This is a genomic window from Bacillus sp. PS108 (assembly GCF_037963335.1).
In the GTDB taxonomy this organism is placed as follows: Bacteria; Bacillota; Bacilli; order Bacillales; family Bacillaceae; genus Bacillus; species Bacillus subtilis.
Genome location: NZ_CP150155.1, coordinates 4,061,082 through 4,077,056 on the forward strand (window position 1 = coordinate 4,061,082; position 15,975 = coordinate 4,077,056).

Sequence of the window (15,975 nt, forward strand, 5' to 3'; positions counted from 1 at the left end):
TATTTTCATTGATCTGTATCTAAAATCGTACTCTCCAAAGCATTCACAGTAAAATACTCTTGTACTGCCTTTTTCTCACCGTTCACTTTTTTCTCGTACTCGACCGTAATTCTCCATACCGGCGCCAGCACCTGCGTACTTGTCAGCGGATATTGTGCTACATAGCCGAATTTACAGCTCTTCACAGTGCTGTATTCTTTTAATTGATTTTGATAGTACAATAGCTCAACCGCATCCATTTCAGTAATTAAGCTTTCTTTCTGGATTTGCTTGAAGGTCTCAAGCGTAGTCTGGTCGTATGACACAACCTCGTTTTTACCGTTTAAGTGCAGCACCACTTGCCCGATCATATTAGAGGGATTGTCGGTCTTTTGGTAAATATAATGGCCTTCGTACGTTTGGAAGAAAATAATTTCTTTCTTCGATTTATTAACCTTCCAAAGCTTATATTTTTCGCCATCTTGAATTTTCGAAGAAACAAGTGCCTGAGCATCGTCCTCGATATCCTTCTTTGATAGGGCGATTGGATTTGCAAACTTCATTTTCAGGCTCGTTACTTTATGATCATCACTAGGCATGTCCATCAAAGGCTTTTGATCCTTCAGCGCCTCAATTTCCTCCTTGGTGAAGGCTTTTTGATTTGCCGTGATCCGATAGCCTTCTGTCGCTTCCTTATTCAAGCCTTCATACGTGATATGATCGGCCTTCATGTCATGCTCGACATCATTTTTAATGACTTCATATTCTTTGCCGGTAGCCTGCCATTTTTGAAAAAACTGATAGCCTAAGAAAATATCTAAAATGAGGAAGGCAACGATGAAGATTGATTTTGTCTTATTCCACTCCACTGTTAGCCCCCTCCTTCCTCAATAAATCCTTTGTAATCGGCACAATTTTTCCATTTACTTTCATCGCCCAAACCGGTTCCAGTTCAACGAGAGGATCATCGTTGGTTGATGTTGATACCAATTGATAAGCAAGGAAGATCTGATCAATTTTGTCCGTATCATAAGCGGTTTGTTTCGAAAGCAGCATCTTCACTTCGCTGCCGCTCATGAGCTCTGTTTCACTTGTTTTAATCGGATTCGTTCCGAGACTGTAATTCGGCCGCTTATAGCTGAGAATATCATCATTCGCCCATTGCACCGTAATCGCCGATGTCGCTCCGAAAGGTTTGGCGGTGCTGTTAATGACCGGGATCTGATCCATAAAGATATAGAAGCTCAGCTGCTGGCTGTCATTGATATTGAAAAATTGATAGTGATCCGTCCAGCTTCCGGTATCCTCAAGGTATTTTTGGCTCTTTTTGATTAACTCACCTGTTTGATAGGATGTGCTCTGCACCAAATTGCGCTGCTGGAATTGCACCTGTCGCTGGCTTAGATTCACATCTAAACGGCTGATCCCATCTGTCAGCACATTTCTGTTGTTGTAATTCGAATCTTCTCTTACAATGCTCGGATCACTAAACAAAGCCTGCTTAAAGGTATTTGTTTTAATCGATTCTGTGACAAATTCTTTTTTGTCCATCGTAAGCGGTTTGTTCGGCAGCAAGAACTCTTTCTTTGAGCCAATGGAGAACAAACTGAACGCCGGCATATTTGATTGCCTGTTTTTCAAGTCGTTCATAATGTTCCGGTAGTTTGCCGACTCAACCGTCACTTCAAGAATGAGCTGTTTGCTGTAAGATACCAAATAGATTTTCTTGTTCGCTTTTGTTTCATTGAACGGGATCAGAATATGGTCAAACGAACTGTATTCAAACGACTGATTAGACCATTTAAACAACGTTTGGAAAATATCAATCGGGATCGTATCGCTGAATTGCAAGTCAAGCTTGGCTTCAGAACCGCCTATTCCATAAAACCAGCTTTTGAATCCAGCCTTGTCATACTGATCCGAAATATCTTTAATTCCTTTCACATCCCAATGCGGCAAGTCAGACCAAATTTCTTCATAGAGGGCATTGTCATCCACTTTGTAATGAGCGCCGTCATCATGGATAAACATGTCCCTTGGCCTTACCGTTTCAGACAGCTTTTGGGTGGTTTTTTCGATTTTATGTTTCACACGAACAGTAGACTCTGTTGAGGATGAGCCTTCAGAAAAGTTTGGCTGGAACGTCCATATCCCCCATGTAAAAACAAGACTGATGACGACGAGTACCGTAAGTAATATCGTTTTTATATTTTCACGCTTCATCCCAATCATCCTCTTGTTCCTCTTTATATGGAAGAGTAAATGTAATCGTCGTGCCTTTTCCTTCTATGCTGTCCGCCCAAATATCTCCGCCGTGCGCCTGTACCATTTCCTTGGCAATCGCCAATCCCAGACCGGTGCCGCCAAGCTTTCTCGTTCTCGCTTTATCCACCCTGTAGAAGCGGTCAAAGACTTTTTCGACATCTTTTTTCGGAATGCCGATCCCTTCATCCTTCACGCTGATATAGAGAAGTTCTTCCCCTTCATTGACATCAATCGAGAACGTGACATGTCCGCCTTCCGGTGAATATTTTAAAGCGTTAGAAATAATATTATCGAGCACCTGCGTTATTTTATCCTGGTCAATCTCGACGTACAGATCTCTGTCCGGCAGATTGCGGATAAACTCCACATGCTGCTCTTTTGTCATTTCAAAACGGTCAATAATAAGCGACATAAACCGGACAATCTGAATCCATTCCCGGTTAAATTGATAATCCTTGCTGTCAAATTTCGACAGCTGAAGCAGATCATTGACAAGCCGGATCATACGCTCTGTTTCATTTTGCGTCACCATTAAGAAGCGCGGAGCAATGTCTTTATTTTCCCACGCGCCTTCAGCTAACGCTTCTAAATAGCTGCGCATTGTCGTAAGCGGCGTCCTCAGCTCATGTGATACATTCGCAACGAATTCTCTGCGTTCCTGATCCATTTTCTCTTGTTCGGTTACATCGTAAATGACAGCGATTAAACCATCAATTTTGCCGTGTTCCCTTTGAATCACAGAGAAATTCACGCGAAGCACCGTTAATTCATCATCGCGCTCAATTTCAAGCAGCATAGAATCCTGCTGCTCCACTAAATCTTCAAAAGTATAATTCTCTTGAAGCCCCAGCAAACTCGTAATCGGCATTTCTAAGGCTGTTTCACGTGAAACGTTCAACAGTTCCAGCGCCGGGCTGTTTAAGAGAATAATCGCTCCGTTTCGGTTTGTGGCGATAACGCCGTCTGTCATATAAGCAATGACAGAGGCTAGCTTTCTGCGTTCTCCTTCAGTCATCGCCTGGGCATCTTCAAGCTCTCTCGTTAAGTGGTTAAACGTTGTGGCCAGCTGCCCAATTTCATCATGCCCGTACTTTTTAACCTTCCTCGAGAAATTCCCTTTCGCAAGCTCCATCGCCTGCTTTCGCATATCTGAAAGCGGGTGGGTAATGGTTCTTGCCAGAAAAATACCGAGAAGAGCCGTCAAAACAAGTGCCAAACCTGTGCCGGACGCCAGTATCGTGTTGATCGTCTTCATTTGATTAAAGACATCTTCCATACTCGCGACAACATAGATCGCGCCGACAACCTCTTGGTTTTCAGTCATGACGGGCTTCGCGGAAATAAGAACTCTGATTTTGCTTTTCGGGTCATAATATTTTCTTAAATACGACTGTTTGGTAGAAAAAATTCTTTTGAAAATCAGATCGGTCGTTTGTTTCCCAGCCACTTCCTCACCGTACGGCTTTGAAGAACCGACCACTTCATAGCTTTTATCTACAAAGCTAATTTCCCGAACCTCATCACTTTTCGTGAAGTCATTCAAAATACGGCTGACGTCATCCTTTATGACGGTACTGTCGTTATCGCTCTTATATTCTTGTTCGATATAATAAGAAAGGTTGTCGATTCGCTGATTCAGCGATTGTTCATAAGAGCTGATCAGCGACTTCTCTACCTGATTGACAAAATACACACCAATGATTTGCATGGCAATGATAATCAAAAGCACATAAATCAAGGTAATCTTAAATTGGATCGACCGAAAAAAACCAACCTTATTCATATGGGCATTAGTCCTGTTCTGGGTTTCTCAAGTAATAACCTACACCGCGGCGTGTGACGATCCAATTTGGATGGCTCGGGTTGTCCTCGATTTTTTCACGAAGCCGGCGGACTGTTACGTCAACCGTTCTGACATCGCCGAAGTAATCATAGCCCCAAACGGTTTGAAGCAAATGTTCACGGGTCATCACTTGTCCGATATGTTTTGCTAAATAATGAAGCAATTCGAACTCACGATGAGTCAATTCGATTGTTTCGTCTCGTTTTGATACAACGTACGCGTCAGGGAAGATGACGAGAGAGCCGATATGAATCTCGTTAGAGGAAGGCTCTTCCTCCGCAGGCGCTGTTGTCAGCTGGCGACGCAGGTTCGCTTTTACACGTGCCAAGAGCTCGCGTGTGCTGAATGGTTTTGTGACATAGTCATCAGCACCGATTTCAAGCCCGATAACCTTGTCAATTTCTGAATCCTTAGCCGTCAGCATAATGATTGGCATATCGTATTTCTTTCTGACTTCGCGGCATACTTCAACGCCGTCTTTATTCGGGAGCATAATATCTAAAAGAATTAAATCAGGCTGAAGCTCTTCTACCATTTCAACGGCTTCGTTTCCGTCGTGGGCACAGTGCACTTCATAGCCTTCTTTTCTTAAGTTAAATTCCAATATATCTGCAATCGGTTTTTCATCATCTACTACAAGGATCTTTTTATCCATCATTTTGATTTTCCTCCTGCCGAATGACTTCATTTCATCTATATAACATTCGTTTCATCACTTATGGCCCATGTAAAGAATGGGTCCTTGTCTATTATAACGGTTTAAGGTCAAAAGATAAAAAAAATAAAGGTTTAGAAAAAAAACACATGTTTCACCTTTATCGCCAGTTGTTTATCTATTGTCATGCTGGTCAACTTTTTTTAAAAAAGATAACTTTATTGAAACCTCCCCTCACCGGAGTGCGTCTTTATCAATGACGTCTTCTTCTTTGAACCGGCCGCAGGGCCGGTTCTCCCTTTTTCTTCTATTATAACACTCCTCATGTTTGCCTTTTTCCTAAAAGAAAAAACGCACCTACGATTGCAGATGCGTTTGGTAAGTGGCTCGGGACGGAATCGAACCGCCGACACACGGATTTTCAGTCCGTTGCTCTACCAACTGAGCTACCGAGCCAAATGTTTTATTTTTCTCTACTAAGTAAAGTAAAATGGCGGTCCGGACGGGACTCGAACCCGCGACCTCCTGCGTGACAGGCAGGCATTCTAACCAACTGAACTACCGGACCTTACAGTAATTGCCCGGAGAGCTGTCGTGTCAGCTCTCACAGACAAATAAGGAATTTAGCAATAACGCTAAAGTAAATCAATGACCCGTACGGGATTCGAACCCGTGTTACCGCCGTGAAAGGGCGGTGTCTTAACCGCTTGACCAACGGGCCTTCACGAAATGGTGAGCCATGAAGGACTCGAACCTTCGACCCTCTGATTAAAAGTCAGATGCTCTACCAACTGAGCTAATGGCTCTTAAAGATGTCGGAATTTCTATAGAGCAAACGACTTAGATCTAGTTCTTATCTCGTACTCTATTGAAGCAGTTTCCGTAACAACGAGATTTATAATATCACGAACAAATAGAAGTGGCAATAACTTTTTTGGTTTTTTTTCATATTTTTTTCTCAGACCAACTTATATGCGGCTTTCAAACAAAAACAAGCCCCTTAAATAGGGGCTTGCAGACATATTCTATTTAGTTCGCACGGTACACACTGCGAAGGACATTTGTTTGTGAGCGGTCTGGACCGACAGAGAAAATAGAAAGCGGAATGCCTGTCAGCTGAGACACACGCTCAAGATAATGGCGCGCATTTTCCGGAAGCTCGCTCAAGCTCTTCGCACCTGTAATATCCTCATTCCAGCCCGGCATTTCTTCATATACCGGCTCACATTCAGCAAGTGCCTTAAGACTTGCTGGGAATTCTTCAATGATTTCGCCTTTGTAGCGGTACGCCACACAGATTTTCAACGTTTCAATTCCTGTTAGGACGTCAATTGAGTTCAGAGAAAGATCTGTAATTCCACTCACACGGCGGGCGTGGCGGACAACAACGCTGTCAAACCAGCCGACACGGCGCGGGCGGCCTGTTGTTGTTCCATATTCGCGTCCGACTTCACGGATTTGATCGCCGATTTCATCTTTCAGCTCAGTCGGGAAAGGACCGTCGCCGACACGAGTCGTATATGCTTTTGATACACCGACAACGTGCTTGATTTTGGTCGGGCCGACACCAGAACCGATCGTGACACCGCCGGCAACCGGGTTAGATGACGTAACAAACGGGTATGTTCCTTGGTCGATATCGAGCATAACCCCTTGTGCGCCTTCAAATAATACACGGCGCCCTTCATCAAGAGCATCGTTTAAGACAACAGATGTATCGCAAACATATTTTTTAATCTGCTGGCCGTACTCATAATATTCGTCTAAGATATCCTCAAGTTTAAACCCTTCTGTCTCGTACATTTTCTCGAGAAGACGGTTTTTTTCTTCAAGATTGCGCTCAAGCTTTTCCGCAAACGCGTCACGGTCTAACAGATCCGCGATGCGAATTCCGATGCGGGCTGCTTTATCCATGTAAGCAGGGCCGATTCCTTTTTTCGTTGTGCCGATCTTGTTAGCCCCTTTACGCTCTTCTTCCACTTCATCCAATTTCAAATGATACGGCAGAATGACGTGAGCTCTGTTGCTGATTCTCAGGTTATCTGTACTGACGTTGCGCTCATGAAGATACGCAAGCTCTGTGACTAATGCTTTCGGATCTACAACCATTCCGTTTCCGATTACACACGTTTTATCCTTATAGAAAATTCCAGACGGGATTAAGTGAAGCTTATATGTGATTCCGTCAAACTTGATTGTATGCCCTGCGTTATTTCCGCCTTGATAACGGGCGATCACTTCTGCATTTTCTGATAGGAAATCTGTAATTTTACCTTTTCCTTCATCGCCCCATTGCGTACCTACTACAACTACTGAAGACATGTCCGTGCACCTCCGTTAACCTTTCAAAACGATTCTATTCAAACAAATCAAGTTTATCAGTGAAGAAACAGAAAGTCAATTGTAAATCCGAACATTAAATTAATGTAAATCTATATTCGTTCGCTTCCATTCGTTTTATAAGCGTTTTCTCACTGCTTTGTCATAAAAAGCTTGCGAAACTTTCACCCTTTAGCACAAGAAAGAATCACTTGCCTGATATCCCTTTTGAATTCATAAAAACGACCCGCCAGCCATCCGGGTCCTCTATCGTCACGCCCCCATTGCTCCAGTACGGGTTCTCTGATTCGGCCTCTTGATAGCCCATGTGCTTTAGCTTTGAAGTGATCGCTGCCAGTTCAACTGCATTCGGCACATAAAAAACAAGAAGGCTGTCGGGATGGGGAACGGGGGCAGTGCTTCCCCCTTCATACTGGGTGAATTCCAAATGATAATCGGCATGAGGAAGGCCGAACATGACACCGTCATACCCGTTATGCTTTGAAAATTCTCCTATTCGTTTCAAACACAGTCCCTCTTCGTAAAAACGAATAATCTCATCAAGCTGGCCCGTAGGACGCGCAATTCGGATTTGTGCTGCTTGAAAAGACGAAAAACGTTTTCCCATATTGTTACCATCTCCTTTTTGCACCATTTTATTAAAACGCTTTCAAATTTTCATCCGCTGAGCGAACGGTATTTCTTCCATCTTTCGAATGAAAAAAAACCCCAAGAGCAGCTCTTGGGGCTTATGCGCCGGGCGGAACGCCTGCGTCATCAAAACGCCGTTCCAGGTTGACGAATTTGTTGTATTCTTTTACGAACGCAAGAGACACGGTTCCTACCGGGCCGTTACGCTGTTTGGCGATAATAATTTCGATAATATTTTTATTCTCGGTTTCTTTGTCATAGTAGTCATCACGATAAAGGAACGCGACAATATCCGCGTCCTGCTCGATACTTCCTGATTCCCGGATATCAGACATCATCGGACGTTTATCCTGACGCTGCTCAACACCCCTGGAAAGCTGAGAAAGCGCGATAACAGGGACTTGCAGCTCCCTCGCAATCGACTTCAGTTCACGGGAAATTTCAGATACTTCCTGCTGACGGTTGTCCTTTGAACGACCGCTTCCCTGAATCAATTGCAGGTAATCGATCAAAATCATGCCCAGCCCGCTTTCCTGCTTCAAGCGGCGGCACTTGGCACGGATTTCACTCACTCGAATACCCGGTGTATCGTCGATGTAAATCCCGCTGTTCGATAGGCTTCCCATTGCCATCGTCAGCTTGCCCCAATCCTCTTCGGTCAGGTTACCTGTACGGAGATTCTGGGCATTGATATTTCCCTCGGCACAGAGCATACGCATAACGAGCTGCTCTGCACCCATCTCAAGACTGAAAATTGCTACGCTCTCATCGGTCTTTGTCGCCACGTTTTGTGCGATGTTCAGGGCAAAGGCTGTTTTCCCTACTGACGGACGGGCAGCCACAATGATCAAGTCGTTGCGCTGGAAACCCGCAGTCATCCGGTCAAGCTCCGTAAACCCTGTTGGAATTCCCGTGATATCACCTTTTCGATTGTGAAGCTGTTCGATATTATCATAGGTCTGGACAAGGACGTCCTTAATATTTTGGAAGGCACTCGTGTTTTTGCGCTGTGCCACTTCCATAATCGTTTTTTCCGCTTCACTTAGTAAATCCTCGACCTCATCCTCACGGGTATACCCGTCTTGAGCAATCGTTGTCGCAGTTCTGATTAATCGGCGAAGAATCGATTTTTCCTCAACGATTTTCGCGTAATATTCTATGTTAGCCGCTGTCGGCACCGAGTTTGCGATATCTGTCAAATATGAAATGCCGCCTACTTCTTCCAGCAGGTCTGTGTTCGCAAGCTCTGATGTTACTGTCACCAGATCAACCGGTTCACCTCGGTCACCGAGCACCAGCATCGCATTATAGATTTTTTGGTGGGACATTCTATAGAAATCATCTGGAATCAATACTTCTGAAGCCAGTGTTAAAGCAGACGGCTGTAAAAAAATAGCGCCTAACACGGCTTGTTCGGCTTCTATATTTTGCGGAGGAAGCCGGTCATTCAGAAGGTCTGTCATGCTAAGCACCGTCCTCTCATTAAAAAATCTCCAACCTCCATTCTACCATTTCTACAGAAAAAAAATAGAAAAATTGTCTGTTTCCTGTTTTTTTCAGTTAGCAGATTGGATCGTTTCGGACAGTAACAAGGCGGGAAAAATGCAATAAAACATGAGGGAGGAATGAAAGATGATAAAGAAATATGCGATTACGCCTAATGTTGACGCGGACGGCTGGTTTATTGAGGTGGAGAATGTAGCGCCGACAGCTTTGTATACGTCTAAAGACGCCGCTATTGAAAAGGCCAAACAGGTGGCTAAGGAAAACAGTCCGTCTAAGCTTGTAATTTATGACCAGTTTAAAAATGTGGAAGAAGAACACTCATTTTAATGAATGAAAGCCTTCGCTGCAGCGAGGGTTTTTTGGCGGTTATCGGTTTATTTCATCCATTGGATGCCTATGTGCATCATCAAATCTGCCGCTTTTTGATACAGATCCCACTCCCCGATCGAAGCAAATTTCCCCATCAGCTCCTGAAGCTTTAACCTCATTGCTATATATTCTTCGAAAGTGACAGCTTTTTCAGTGTCTATTTGGTGTTCCTTCAGCATTTGTTTTAATAAGGATAACGGTGCGTGCATAAGAACCCTCCTTACCTCTTTTATAACGGTCATTTTCCGATTGCTCTATTCCTTTGTGACATCTTCTTACATTTCACATCTGATTCTTGTACAATGGACAGAAGAGAGGAGGGATCTTTTGTGAGACCTTTGCAAATTTCTGCTGAAACTGCACAAAAGCTTGCAGAGTCCTTGAATCTGCCGCTTGAACAGATCATGCATATGCCTCAGCATATTCTGCTTGCCAAAATGGCTGAACTGCAAAAAGAGGACAAATCATAGCGTTCATTCACATACTTGCTTACCTGTTTCGGGATAATATCATGTATATGTTAGAAAAGAGGAGTAACTGCTTTGCCACATCCACATAATAAAAAAATCCAATCATTTTGGCTGATCACCGGCATTATCTTTATCGCCTTTAACTTACGGCCCGCGATCACTTCAGTCGGTCCGGTCATCAGCTCTATCCGGGCAGAGCTGCACATGTCCAATGGGGCAGCCGGTTTTTTGACCGCACTGCCGCTGCTTTCGTTTGCAGTTCTTTCTCCACTTGCACCTAAGCTTGGACAGCGCCTCGGAAATGAGCGAACTTTATGGCTAGGTCTCGTGATACTGCTTATCGGTGTTTTGACTCGTTCTACCGGCTATACTGCCGCTTTGTTTTTCGGAACGGCACTTATCGGAGTCGGAATTGCGATTGGTAACGTACTTTTGCCAAGCTTAATCAAACATAAATACCCTGAAAAGCCAGGGATCATGATCAGCCTGTATACGACATCAATGAATATATTCGCAGCTTTAGCATCGGGTGTCAGCGTGCCTTTAGCGACCCAGATGGATGGCGGATGGAAACATGCCTTTCTCTTATGGGGCGGGCTGGCTTTACTTGCATTGCTAATCTGGATACCTCAGCTGCGCCACCGGGATACGGCAAACCAGACAATGAAGCTGCAATCCAGTTCCATTTGGGCTTCCAAAATGGCATGGTATGTCACCATCTTTATGGGCCTGCAATCGTTTTTATTTTACAGCAGCATCGCTTGGTTTCCTGAAATTCTCCGTTCACACGGGATTGATACGGCAACAGCCGGATGGATGGTATCACTCATGCAATTTGCGAGTCTGCCTTCCACTTTTTTGACACCAGTTTTAGCTGACCGTGTGAAACAGCAGCGTGGTATCGTTGCGGCGCTGGCCTCAGTTTATCTGATCGGCCTCTGCGGATTATTAGCGGGCGGAAGCCATACATTGCTTGCCATCTGGATGATCATTATCGGTATCGGGCAAGGCTCCAGCATTAGTCTGGCGCTCACTTTGATTGGTCTCCGCAGTGAAAATGCCCAACAGGCCGCTGCGCTGTCAGGCATGTCTCAGTCATTCGGCTACCTGCTGGCAGCAGTCGGGCCAATCTTTGTCGGCTATCTCTTTGACCAGACGCATTCATGGACGATGCCGATTGTGCTTCTCATTGCTGCCCTGATCGTAATGGGAGCAGCCGGACAGGGAGCCGGACGAGATCGATACATTTTCCAGTCAGAAAAACAAAGAAATTCAGCATAAAAGCGGGGAAAATATCTCCGCTTTTTTCTTTGAATATTTATGGTTTATTCATAAGTTTTTCATATTTGTTTTTTACAATGAGACACCATAAAGAGGTGAAAAACGATGAAAACCAAACGATTCGACGCAGCCCTTATTCTTATTTTGCTGGCAGCAGCTTTTTTGAATACGTATCACATTTGGCAGGATGATACAGCGAACCAGTACTATTTGGCGGCTGTAAAAAGCATGACGCAAAGCTTCCATAATTTCTTTTATGCGTCATTTGACCCTTCTGGATTTGTGACAGTAGATAAGCCTCCTGTCGTGTTATGGATTCAAACGATTTTCGCACTGATTTTCGGTGTTCACACGTGGAGTGTCATCATTCCCCAGGCTCTTGCCGGAGTTGGATCTGTCTTCCTTCTCTACAGAATGATCAAGCCGACTTTTGGAATTGGAGCGGCCCGCATTTCCGCACTTGTTATGGCACTGACCCCTATCGCAGTAGCTGTCAGCCGGACAAACAATATCGACAGCATGCTCGTTTTTACCATATTGCTCGGTTCAGCTTGCCTGTTTCGGGCAGTAAAACAAGGCAAGCTGGTTTGGCTGCTGATGGCATTTGCCCTGATTGGGCTCGCCTTTAATATGAAGATGATGCAAGCGTTTATGGTATTGCCTGCATTTGTGTTATTCTACATGGTTGCATCTCGGGTTTCCCTCAAGAAAAAAATCGGTTCCCTGCTTCTGTCTCTTGTCCTTCTGACAGGCCTTTCACTCTCATGGGCGATAGCAGTGGATTCAGCCTCTTCCTCAAGCCGGCCTTATGTAGGAAGCAGCCAGACTAACTCAGTGCTAGAACTGGCCTTTGGCTACAACGGCACAGAGCGTCTGCTTGGGCAAACTACGGGCCTTGCAAAGGGTGATATGAATGCTGCTGGCGGAGGGAACATGCAGAATCAAGACAACATGCAAGCGCCAAATGGCGACGGTTCATCTTTTTCTCAGAACGGAAATCAATCATTCGGAAACCATTCACAGGCGCCTCAGCCGCCTAACGGACAAACCGGCGCTCTCAATGGAGGCGGAGGCACACCTCCCACAGGTGGCAACGGGCCTGGAAATGGAGGGCCTGGCGGTAGAGGCGGAAAAAGCGTGAATATGTTCGGCACCGGTGATCCTGGACCGCTTCGTCTTTTCCAATCAGCACTTTCCGGCCAAATCAGCTGGATGCTTCCATTCTCATTGATCGGATTACTGGGCGCAATCGTCAGCTGGTACCGTGATCGCCGCGGACATGCTGCTGAAATGAAAGAAACGCTATTCTGGGCGGCTTGGCTTGTTCCCGTGGCTGGTTTCTTCAGCATCGCAGGATTCTTCCACCAGTATTATTTGATTATGCTGGCACCGCCGATTGCCGCCCTTTCTGGTATCGGATGGTATACGATGCACCGCTTATACAAAAATAATCAAGACTGGCCCAGCTATCTTCTGCCGGCAGCCGTTCTGATCACAACCGTGTTCCAGGTGTATATTCTGAGTGCTTATACAAGCCAAATCGGCAGTGTGTGGATGTATGTCCTGGGACTCGTAGGACTCGGTATCACCCTTGCACTTCTGATGCTTAAACGCAGCCATACGTTCAGTAAGCAGCTGACCATCATCAGCTTGTGCGTTCTGCTTCTCACACCTGTTTACTGGTCAGCAACGCCGCTTCTATACGGTGGCAACAGCGTCCTTCCTGAATCCGGCCCGCAGCTCAAAGGCTCAGCAAACGGCGGGAACATGTTCTCTTCAGAGGTCGACAGCGGGCTCCTGTCCTATCTGAGAAAACACAATACCGGCGAAGAATATTTATTTGCTACTTTGACAACCGTAACAGCTGCGCCATACATCATTTACGAAAATGAATCTGTTATGGCAATGGGCGGATTTAACGGCACGGATCCCATTCTGACTGTGTCGGAACTGAAAAAACTGATCAAAGAAGGCAAAGTGAAATACTTCCTTCTGTCAGAAAACAACTCAGGCAACAGCGAACTTGTTTCCTGGATTAAGAAAAACGGAAAAGAAATAACATCTGACGAGTACAGCGGTTCCTCCAGCAGCACAAACAGCGTGCAGGGAATGCGAAGAGGACCTGGCGGAGAAAGCCAGCAAACTCTTTATCTCGTGGAATAAAAAAAGAGGCTTGGATTCATCCAAGCCTCTTTTCTATTAAGCTTCTTCTTTTACATGTACCTTTAACACAGCCTGCACTTCAGGATGCAGCTTCACAGGCACGTTTGTATATCCTAATGCACGAATGCCGTCCGGCAGTTCAAGCTTCCGCTTATCTACTTTAATGTTATGGTCTTTTTGGAGCTGTTCAGTGATTTGCTTGCTTGTCACTGAACCAAATAAACGGCCGCCCTCACCTGATTTTGCGCTAAGCTCAACAGTCAGTTTTTCTAATGTCTCTTTCAAGCTCTTAGCCTGCTCAAGCTCAGCAATGGCTTCTTTTTTCTCTTTCTGCTTTTGTCCGTTTAACGCGCTGATGTTTGACGCGTTCGCTTCAACCGCGAGGCCTTTTTTAATTAGAAAGTTATGCGCATAACCGTCTGCTACGTTTTTGACTTCGCCTTTTTTTCCTTTTCCTTTTACATCTTGTAAGAAAATAACCTTCATCTCTGTACGCCTCCCTCAAAATACTCATCTATGGCGTGCTTCAGCCGTTCCAGCGCTTCAGAAACTGAAATGCCGGACAACTGAGTCGCCGCATTTGTTAAATGCCCTCCGCCTTCCAGGGCCTCCATGATGATCTGAACATTTACCTCGCCAAGCGACCGCGCACTGATACAAACCGTTTGTTCATCCCGTCTCGCCACCGCAAATGAAGCCTCAACCTCACTCATCGACAGCAGCGAATCGGCAGCCTGCGCAATCAGCACTTGATCGAAGTATTCCTCTTCATTTTCCGGAAGAGAAGCAATCGCAATGTTATCTTTATAGAGGACCGTATGCTGGATCAGCTTCGCCCGTTTAATATAGGAATCAACGGTTTCTTTCAGGAACTTCTGCACCAGCACCGTGTCGGCGCCTTTTGCCCTTAAATAAGAAGCCGCATCGAAAGTCCGCGAGCCCGTGCGGAGAGAAAAGCTCTTTGTATCCACTATTATACCAGCTAATAGGGCTGTTGCTTCAATCATATTGATTTTTAAGCGCTTCGGCTGATATTCAAGCAGCTCTGTCACCAATTCCGCTGTGGAAGAAGCGTATGGTTCCATATAAACGAGCAACGGATCTCTGATAAACTCCTCACCTCTTCGGTGATGGTCAATGACCACGATATGTTCAATTTTATTGACCAGCCGTTCCTCCATAACAAGTGACGGCTTATGTGTATCAACGATCACAAGCAGTGTGTCATCATTGGAAATTTCCATTGCTTCTTCAGGCGTAATAAATCTTGACCACAGTTCTTCATATTTTTTGATTTCCCCAATCAAACGCTGCACACTTGATCCGATTTGATTTGGGTCAATCACGATAAAACCATCTTTGTTATTTGCCTGAGCCACCTTTAAAATCCCGATCGCTGCGCCGATAGAATCCATGTCAGGGAATTTATGCCCCATGATAATTACATTGCTGCTTTCGGTGACGATTTCCTTTAAGGCGTGAGAAATCACGCGGGCCCGCACCCTTGTTCGTTTCTCCATTGGGTTTGTTTTACCGCCGTAAAACTTCACCTTGCCGTTTGGCAGCTTAATGGCTACCTGGTCTCCGCCGCGTCCCAGTGCTAAGTCCAAGCTGGATTGCGCCAAATCGCCAAGTTCTTTCAGGGAAGAGACTGAAGCCCCGACACCGACGCTTAACGTCAGCGCTACACCGTCAAACGAGGTTTTTTCCCGCACTTCATCAAGAATCGAAAACTTCGAATTTTCGAGTTCAGTTAAGATGTGTTCATTAAGTACAGCGATAAAGCGTTCTGAAGACGTCCTTTTCAAGAAGATCCCGTACTCCTGCGCCCAAGCGTTCAGCAAAGATGTCACCTGGCTGTTCATCGTGCTTCTCGTCTGGTCATCCAATCCTTGTGTCACATCATCATAGTTATCAAGGAAAATATATGCCAGGACGGTTCTTTCGTTTTCATATAGCTTTTCAATCTGAATTTGTTCTGTTACATCAAAGAAATATAACAGACGCTCATCCCGTTTGATGACAACCCTAAACTTGCGGTCATTCAATGTAACCGTTTCCGATTCCACCTCTTGTTTGATAAGCGGCACTACCGATTCACAAGTATCGTAAAGTGATCTCCCCACTAAAGTGCTTTCATTAAAGCAAGAGGAAAGAAACGGATTTGCCCATTCTATATAATATTGGTCATTAAAAAGCATGATTCCAATCGGCATTTCCATCAATGCCTCTTCACCGACTTTTTTCAACCTGTAGGACAACGTAGAAATATAAGCATCAATCTCTTGTCGAATAAGAGAATCAGCACGCTTAATAAAAAACAAAATAACTGCCAGCAGCAGCACTTCGACGGTTCCTAATATCCAGTTAAAATAAAAGCTGATGAGGATTGTAATAATTGACAGAGCAATCAATGCATAGATGGGATACCGAAACAGCGGTTTTTCATAAAAGCTTGGCATTTCTATCACTCC

The 15,975-nt window shown here is 44.9% G+C and carries 14 protein-coding genes and 4 tRNA genes; 4 read left to right on the forward strand and 14 right to left on the reverse strand.

The features are described from left to right. Positions 1-5: 5 nt before the first annotated feature. The 11 genes from walI to dnaB all read right to left on the reverse strand — a co-directional run bounded on the left by walI (position 6) and on the right by dnaB (position 9,175). The gene (walI, locus tag NSQ16_RS21095) at positions 6-848 is read right to left on the reverse strand and encodes a WalRK two-component regulatory system regulator WalI (RefSeq protein ID WP_230488690.1); all 843 of its coding nucleotides are present in this window, start codon (positions 846-848) and stop codon (positions 6-8) included. Then, a complete protein-coding gene (gene walH, locus NSQ16_RS21100; RefSeq protein WP_003226936.1) occupies positions 835-2,202 on the reverse strand; it encodes a WalRK two-component regulatory system regulator WalH in 1,368 nt (455 codons plus the stop codon). The genes walI and walH overlap by 14 nt, the downstream gene beginning before the upstream one ends. Continuing rightward, complete coding sequence (gene walK, locus NSQ16_RS21105; protein ID WP_024572714.1) at positions 2,192-4,027, reverse strand: cell wall metabolism sensor histidine kinase WalK; 1,836 nt, start codon at positions 4,025-4,027, stop codon at positions 2,192-2,194. Before walK ends, walH begins: the two co-directional genes overlap by 11 nt. A 7-nt stretch (positions 4,028-4,034) precedes the next feature. Continuing rightward, on the reverse strand, positions 4,035-4,742 hold the full coding sequence (gene walR, locus NSQ16_RS21110) for a cell wall metabolism DNA-binding response regulator WalR (protein WP_003244363.1): 708 nt from the start codon (positions 4,740-4,742) through the stop codon (positions 4,035-4,037). 383 nt (positions 4,743-5,125) lie between these two features. Further along, positions 5,126-5,198, reverse strand: a tRNA-Phe gene (locus tag NSQ16_RS21115). Between the two features lie 35 nt (positions 5,199-5,233). Next, positions 5,234-5,310: transfer RNA gene (locus NSQ16_RS21120), tRNA-Asp, on the reverse strand. Between the two features lie 81 nt (positions 5,311-5,391). Next, positions 5,392-5,463: transfer RNA gene (locus NSQ16_RS21125), tRNA-Glu, on the reverse strand. 9 nt (positions 5,464-5,472) lie between these two features. After that, positions 5,473-5,548, reverse strand: a tRNA-Lys gene (locus NSQ16_RS21130). 223 nt (positions 5,549-5,771) lie between these two features. Then, positions 5,772-7,064 (reverse strand): adenylosuccinate synthase, encoded by a 1,293-nt coding sequence (purA, locus tag NSQ16_RS21135; RefSeq protein ID WP_080530016.1) that lies wholly within the window; start codon positions 7,062-7,064, stop codon positions 5,772-5,774. Positions 7,065-7,269: 205 nt separating this feature from the next. Beyond that, positions 7,270-7,689 (reverse strand): VOC family protein, encoded by a 420-nt coding sequence (locus NSQ16_RS21140; protein ID WP_163182287.1) that lies wholly within the window; start codon positions 7,687-7,689, stop codon positions 7,270-7,272. A gap of 121 nt (positions 7,690-7,810) precedes the next feature. Then, positions 7,811-9,175, reverse strand: coding sequence for a replicative DNA helicase (gene dnaB, locus NSQ16_RS21145; RefSeq protein WP_003226923.1), 1,365 nt, complete (start codon positions 9,173-9,175; stop codon positions 7,811-7,813). Positions 9,176-9,344: 169 nt separating this feature from the next. On the opposite strand from dnaB, the gene NSQ16_RS21150 reads away from it, so the two are divergent. Then, entirely contained in the window at positions 9,345-9,545 is a 201-nt protein-coding gene (locus tag NSQ16_RS21150) for a DUF2188 domain-containing protein (RefSeq protein WP_003226922.1), read from the forward strand. A 47-nt stretch (positions 9,546-9,592) separates the two neighbouring features. Here the strand turns inward: NSQ16_RS21150 and NSQ16_RS21155 are convergent, their stop codons facing one another. Next, positions 9,593-9,796, reverse strand: coding sequence for a hypothetical protein (locus NSQ16_RS21155; RefSeq protein ID WP_003244312.1), 204 nt, complete (start codon positions 9,794-9,796; stop codon positions 9,593-9,595). Positions 9,797-9,916: 120 nt separating this feature from the next. Here NSQ16_RS21155 and NSQ16_RS21160 point away from each other — a divergent pair, with 120 nt between their 5' ends. The 3 genes from NSQ16_RS21160 to NSQ16_RS21170 all read left to right on the forward strand — a co-directional run bounded on the left by NSQ16_RS21160 (position 9,917) and on the right by NSQ16_RS21170 (position 13,501). Then, positions 9,917-10,057, forward strand: a complete 141-nt coding sequence (locus tag NSQ16_RS21160; RefSeq protein ID WP_003242786.1) for a YycC family protein — start codon at positions 9,917-9,919, stop codon at positions 10,055-10,057. 72 nt (positions 10,058-10,129) lie between these two features. Then, entirely contained in the window at positions 10,130-11,338 is a 1,209-nt protein-coding gene (locus NSQ16_RS21165) for a CynX/NimT family MFS transporter (RefSeq protein ID WP_163182288.1), read from the forward strand. 105 nt (positions 11,339-11,443) lie between these two features. Next, positions 11,444-13,501 (forward strand): glycosyltransferase family 39 protein, encoded by a 2,058-nt coding sequence (locus NSQ16_RS21170; protein WP_230488689.1) that lies wholly within the window; start codon positions 11,444-11,446, stop codon positions 13,499-13,501. 36 nt (positions 13,502-13,537) lie between these two features. Here NSQ16_RS21170 and rplI read toward each other — a convergent pair whose 3' ends face one another. Beyond that, positions 13,538-13,987: a 50S ribosomal protein L9 gene (gene rplI, locus NSQ16_RS21175; protein ID WP_003226915.1), complete on the reverse strand. Its 450-nt coding sequence runs from the start codon at positions 13,985-13,987 to the stop codon at positions 13,538-13,540. After that, the gene (gdpP, locus tag NSQ16_RS21180; RefSeq protein ID WP_003242517.1) at positions 13,984-15,963 is read right to left on the reverse strand and encodes a cyclic-di-AMP phosphodiesterase GdpP; all 1,980 of its coding nucleotides are present in this window, start codon (positions 15,961-15,963) and stop codon (positions 13,984-13,986) included. Before gdpP ends, rplI begins: the two co-directional genes overlap by 4 nt. Between the last annotated feature and the right edge of the window lie 12 nt (positions 15,964-15,975).

Coding starts and splice junctions, on each gene's coding strand:
- walH (WP_003226936.1), bottom strand. CDS start 2,202: ATGAAGCGTGAAAATATAAAAACGATATTACTTACGGTACTCGTCGTC.
- dnaB (WP_003226923.1), bottom strand. CDS start 9,175: ATGACAGACCTTCTGAATGACCGGCTTCCTCCGCAAAATATAGAAGCC.
- NSQ16_RS21150 (WP_003226922.1), top strand. CDS start 9,345: ATGATAAAGAAATATGCGATTACGCCTAATGTTGACGCGGACGGCTGG.
- NSQ16_RS21155 (WP_003244312.1), bottom strand. CDS start 9,796: ATGCACGCACCGTTATCCTTATTAAAACAAATGCTGAAGGAACACCAA.
- NSQ16_RS21140 (WP_163182287.1), bottom strand. CDS start 7,689: ATGGGAAAACGTTTTTCGTCTTTTCAAGCAGCACAAATCCGAATTGCG.
- purA (WP_080530016.1), bottom strand. CDS start 7,064: ATGTCTTCAGTAGTTGTAGTAGGTACGCAATGGGGCGATGAAGGAAAA.
- NSQ16_RS21170 (WP_230488689.1), top strand. CDS start 11,444: ATGAAAACCAAACGATTCGACGCAGCCCTTATTCTTATTTTGCTGGCA.
- rplI (WP_003226915.1), bottom strand. CDS start 13,987: ATGAAGGTTATTTTCTTACAAGATGTAAAAGGAAAAGGAAAAAAAGGC.
- gdpP (WP_003242517.1), bottom strand. CDS start 15,963: ATGCCAAGCTTTTATGAAAAACCGCTGTTTCGGTATCCCATCTATGCA.
- walK (WP_024572714.1), bottom strand. CDS start 4,027: ATGAATAAGGTTGGTTTTTTTCGGTCGATCCAATTTAAGATTACCTTG.
- walR (WP_003244363.1), bottom strand. CDS start 4,742: ATGGATAAAAAGATCCTTGTAGTAGATGATGAAAAACCGATTGCAGAT.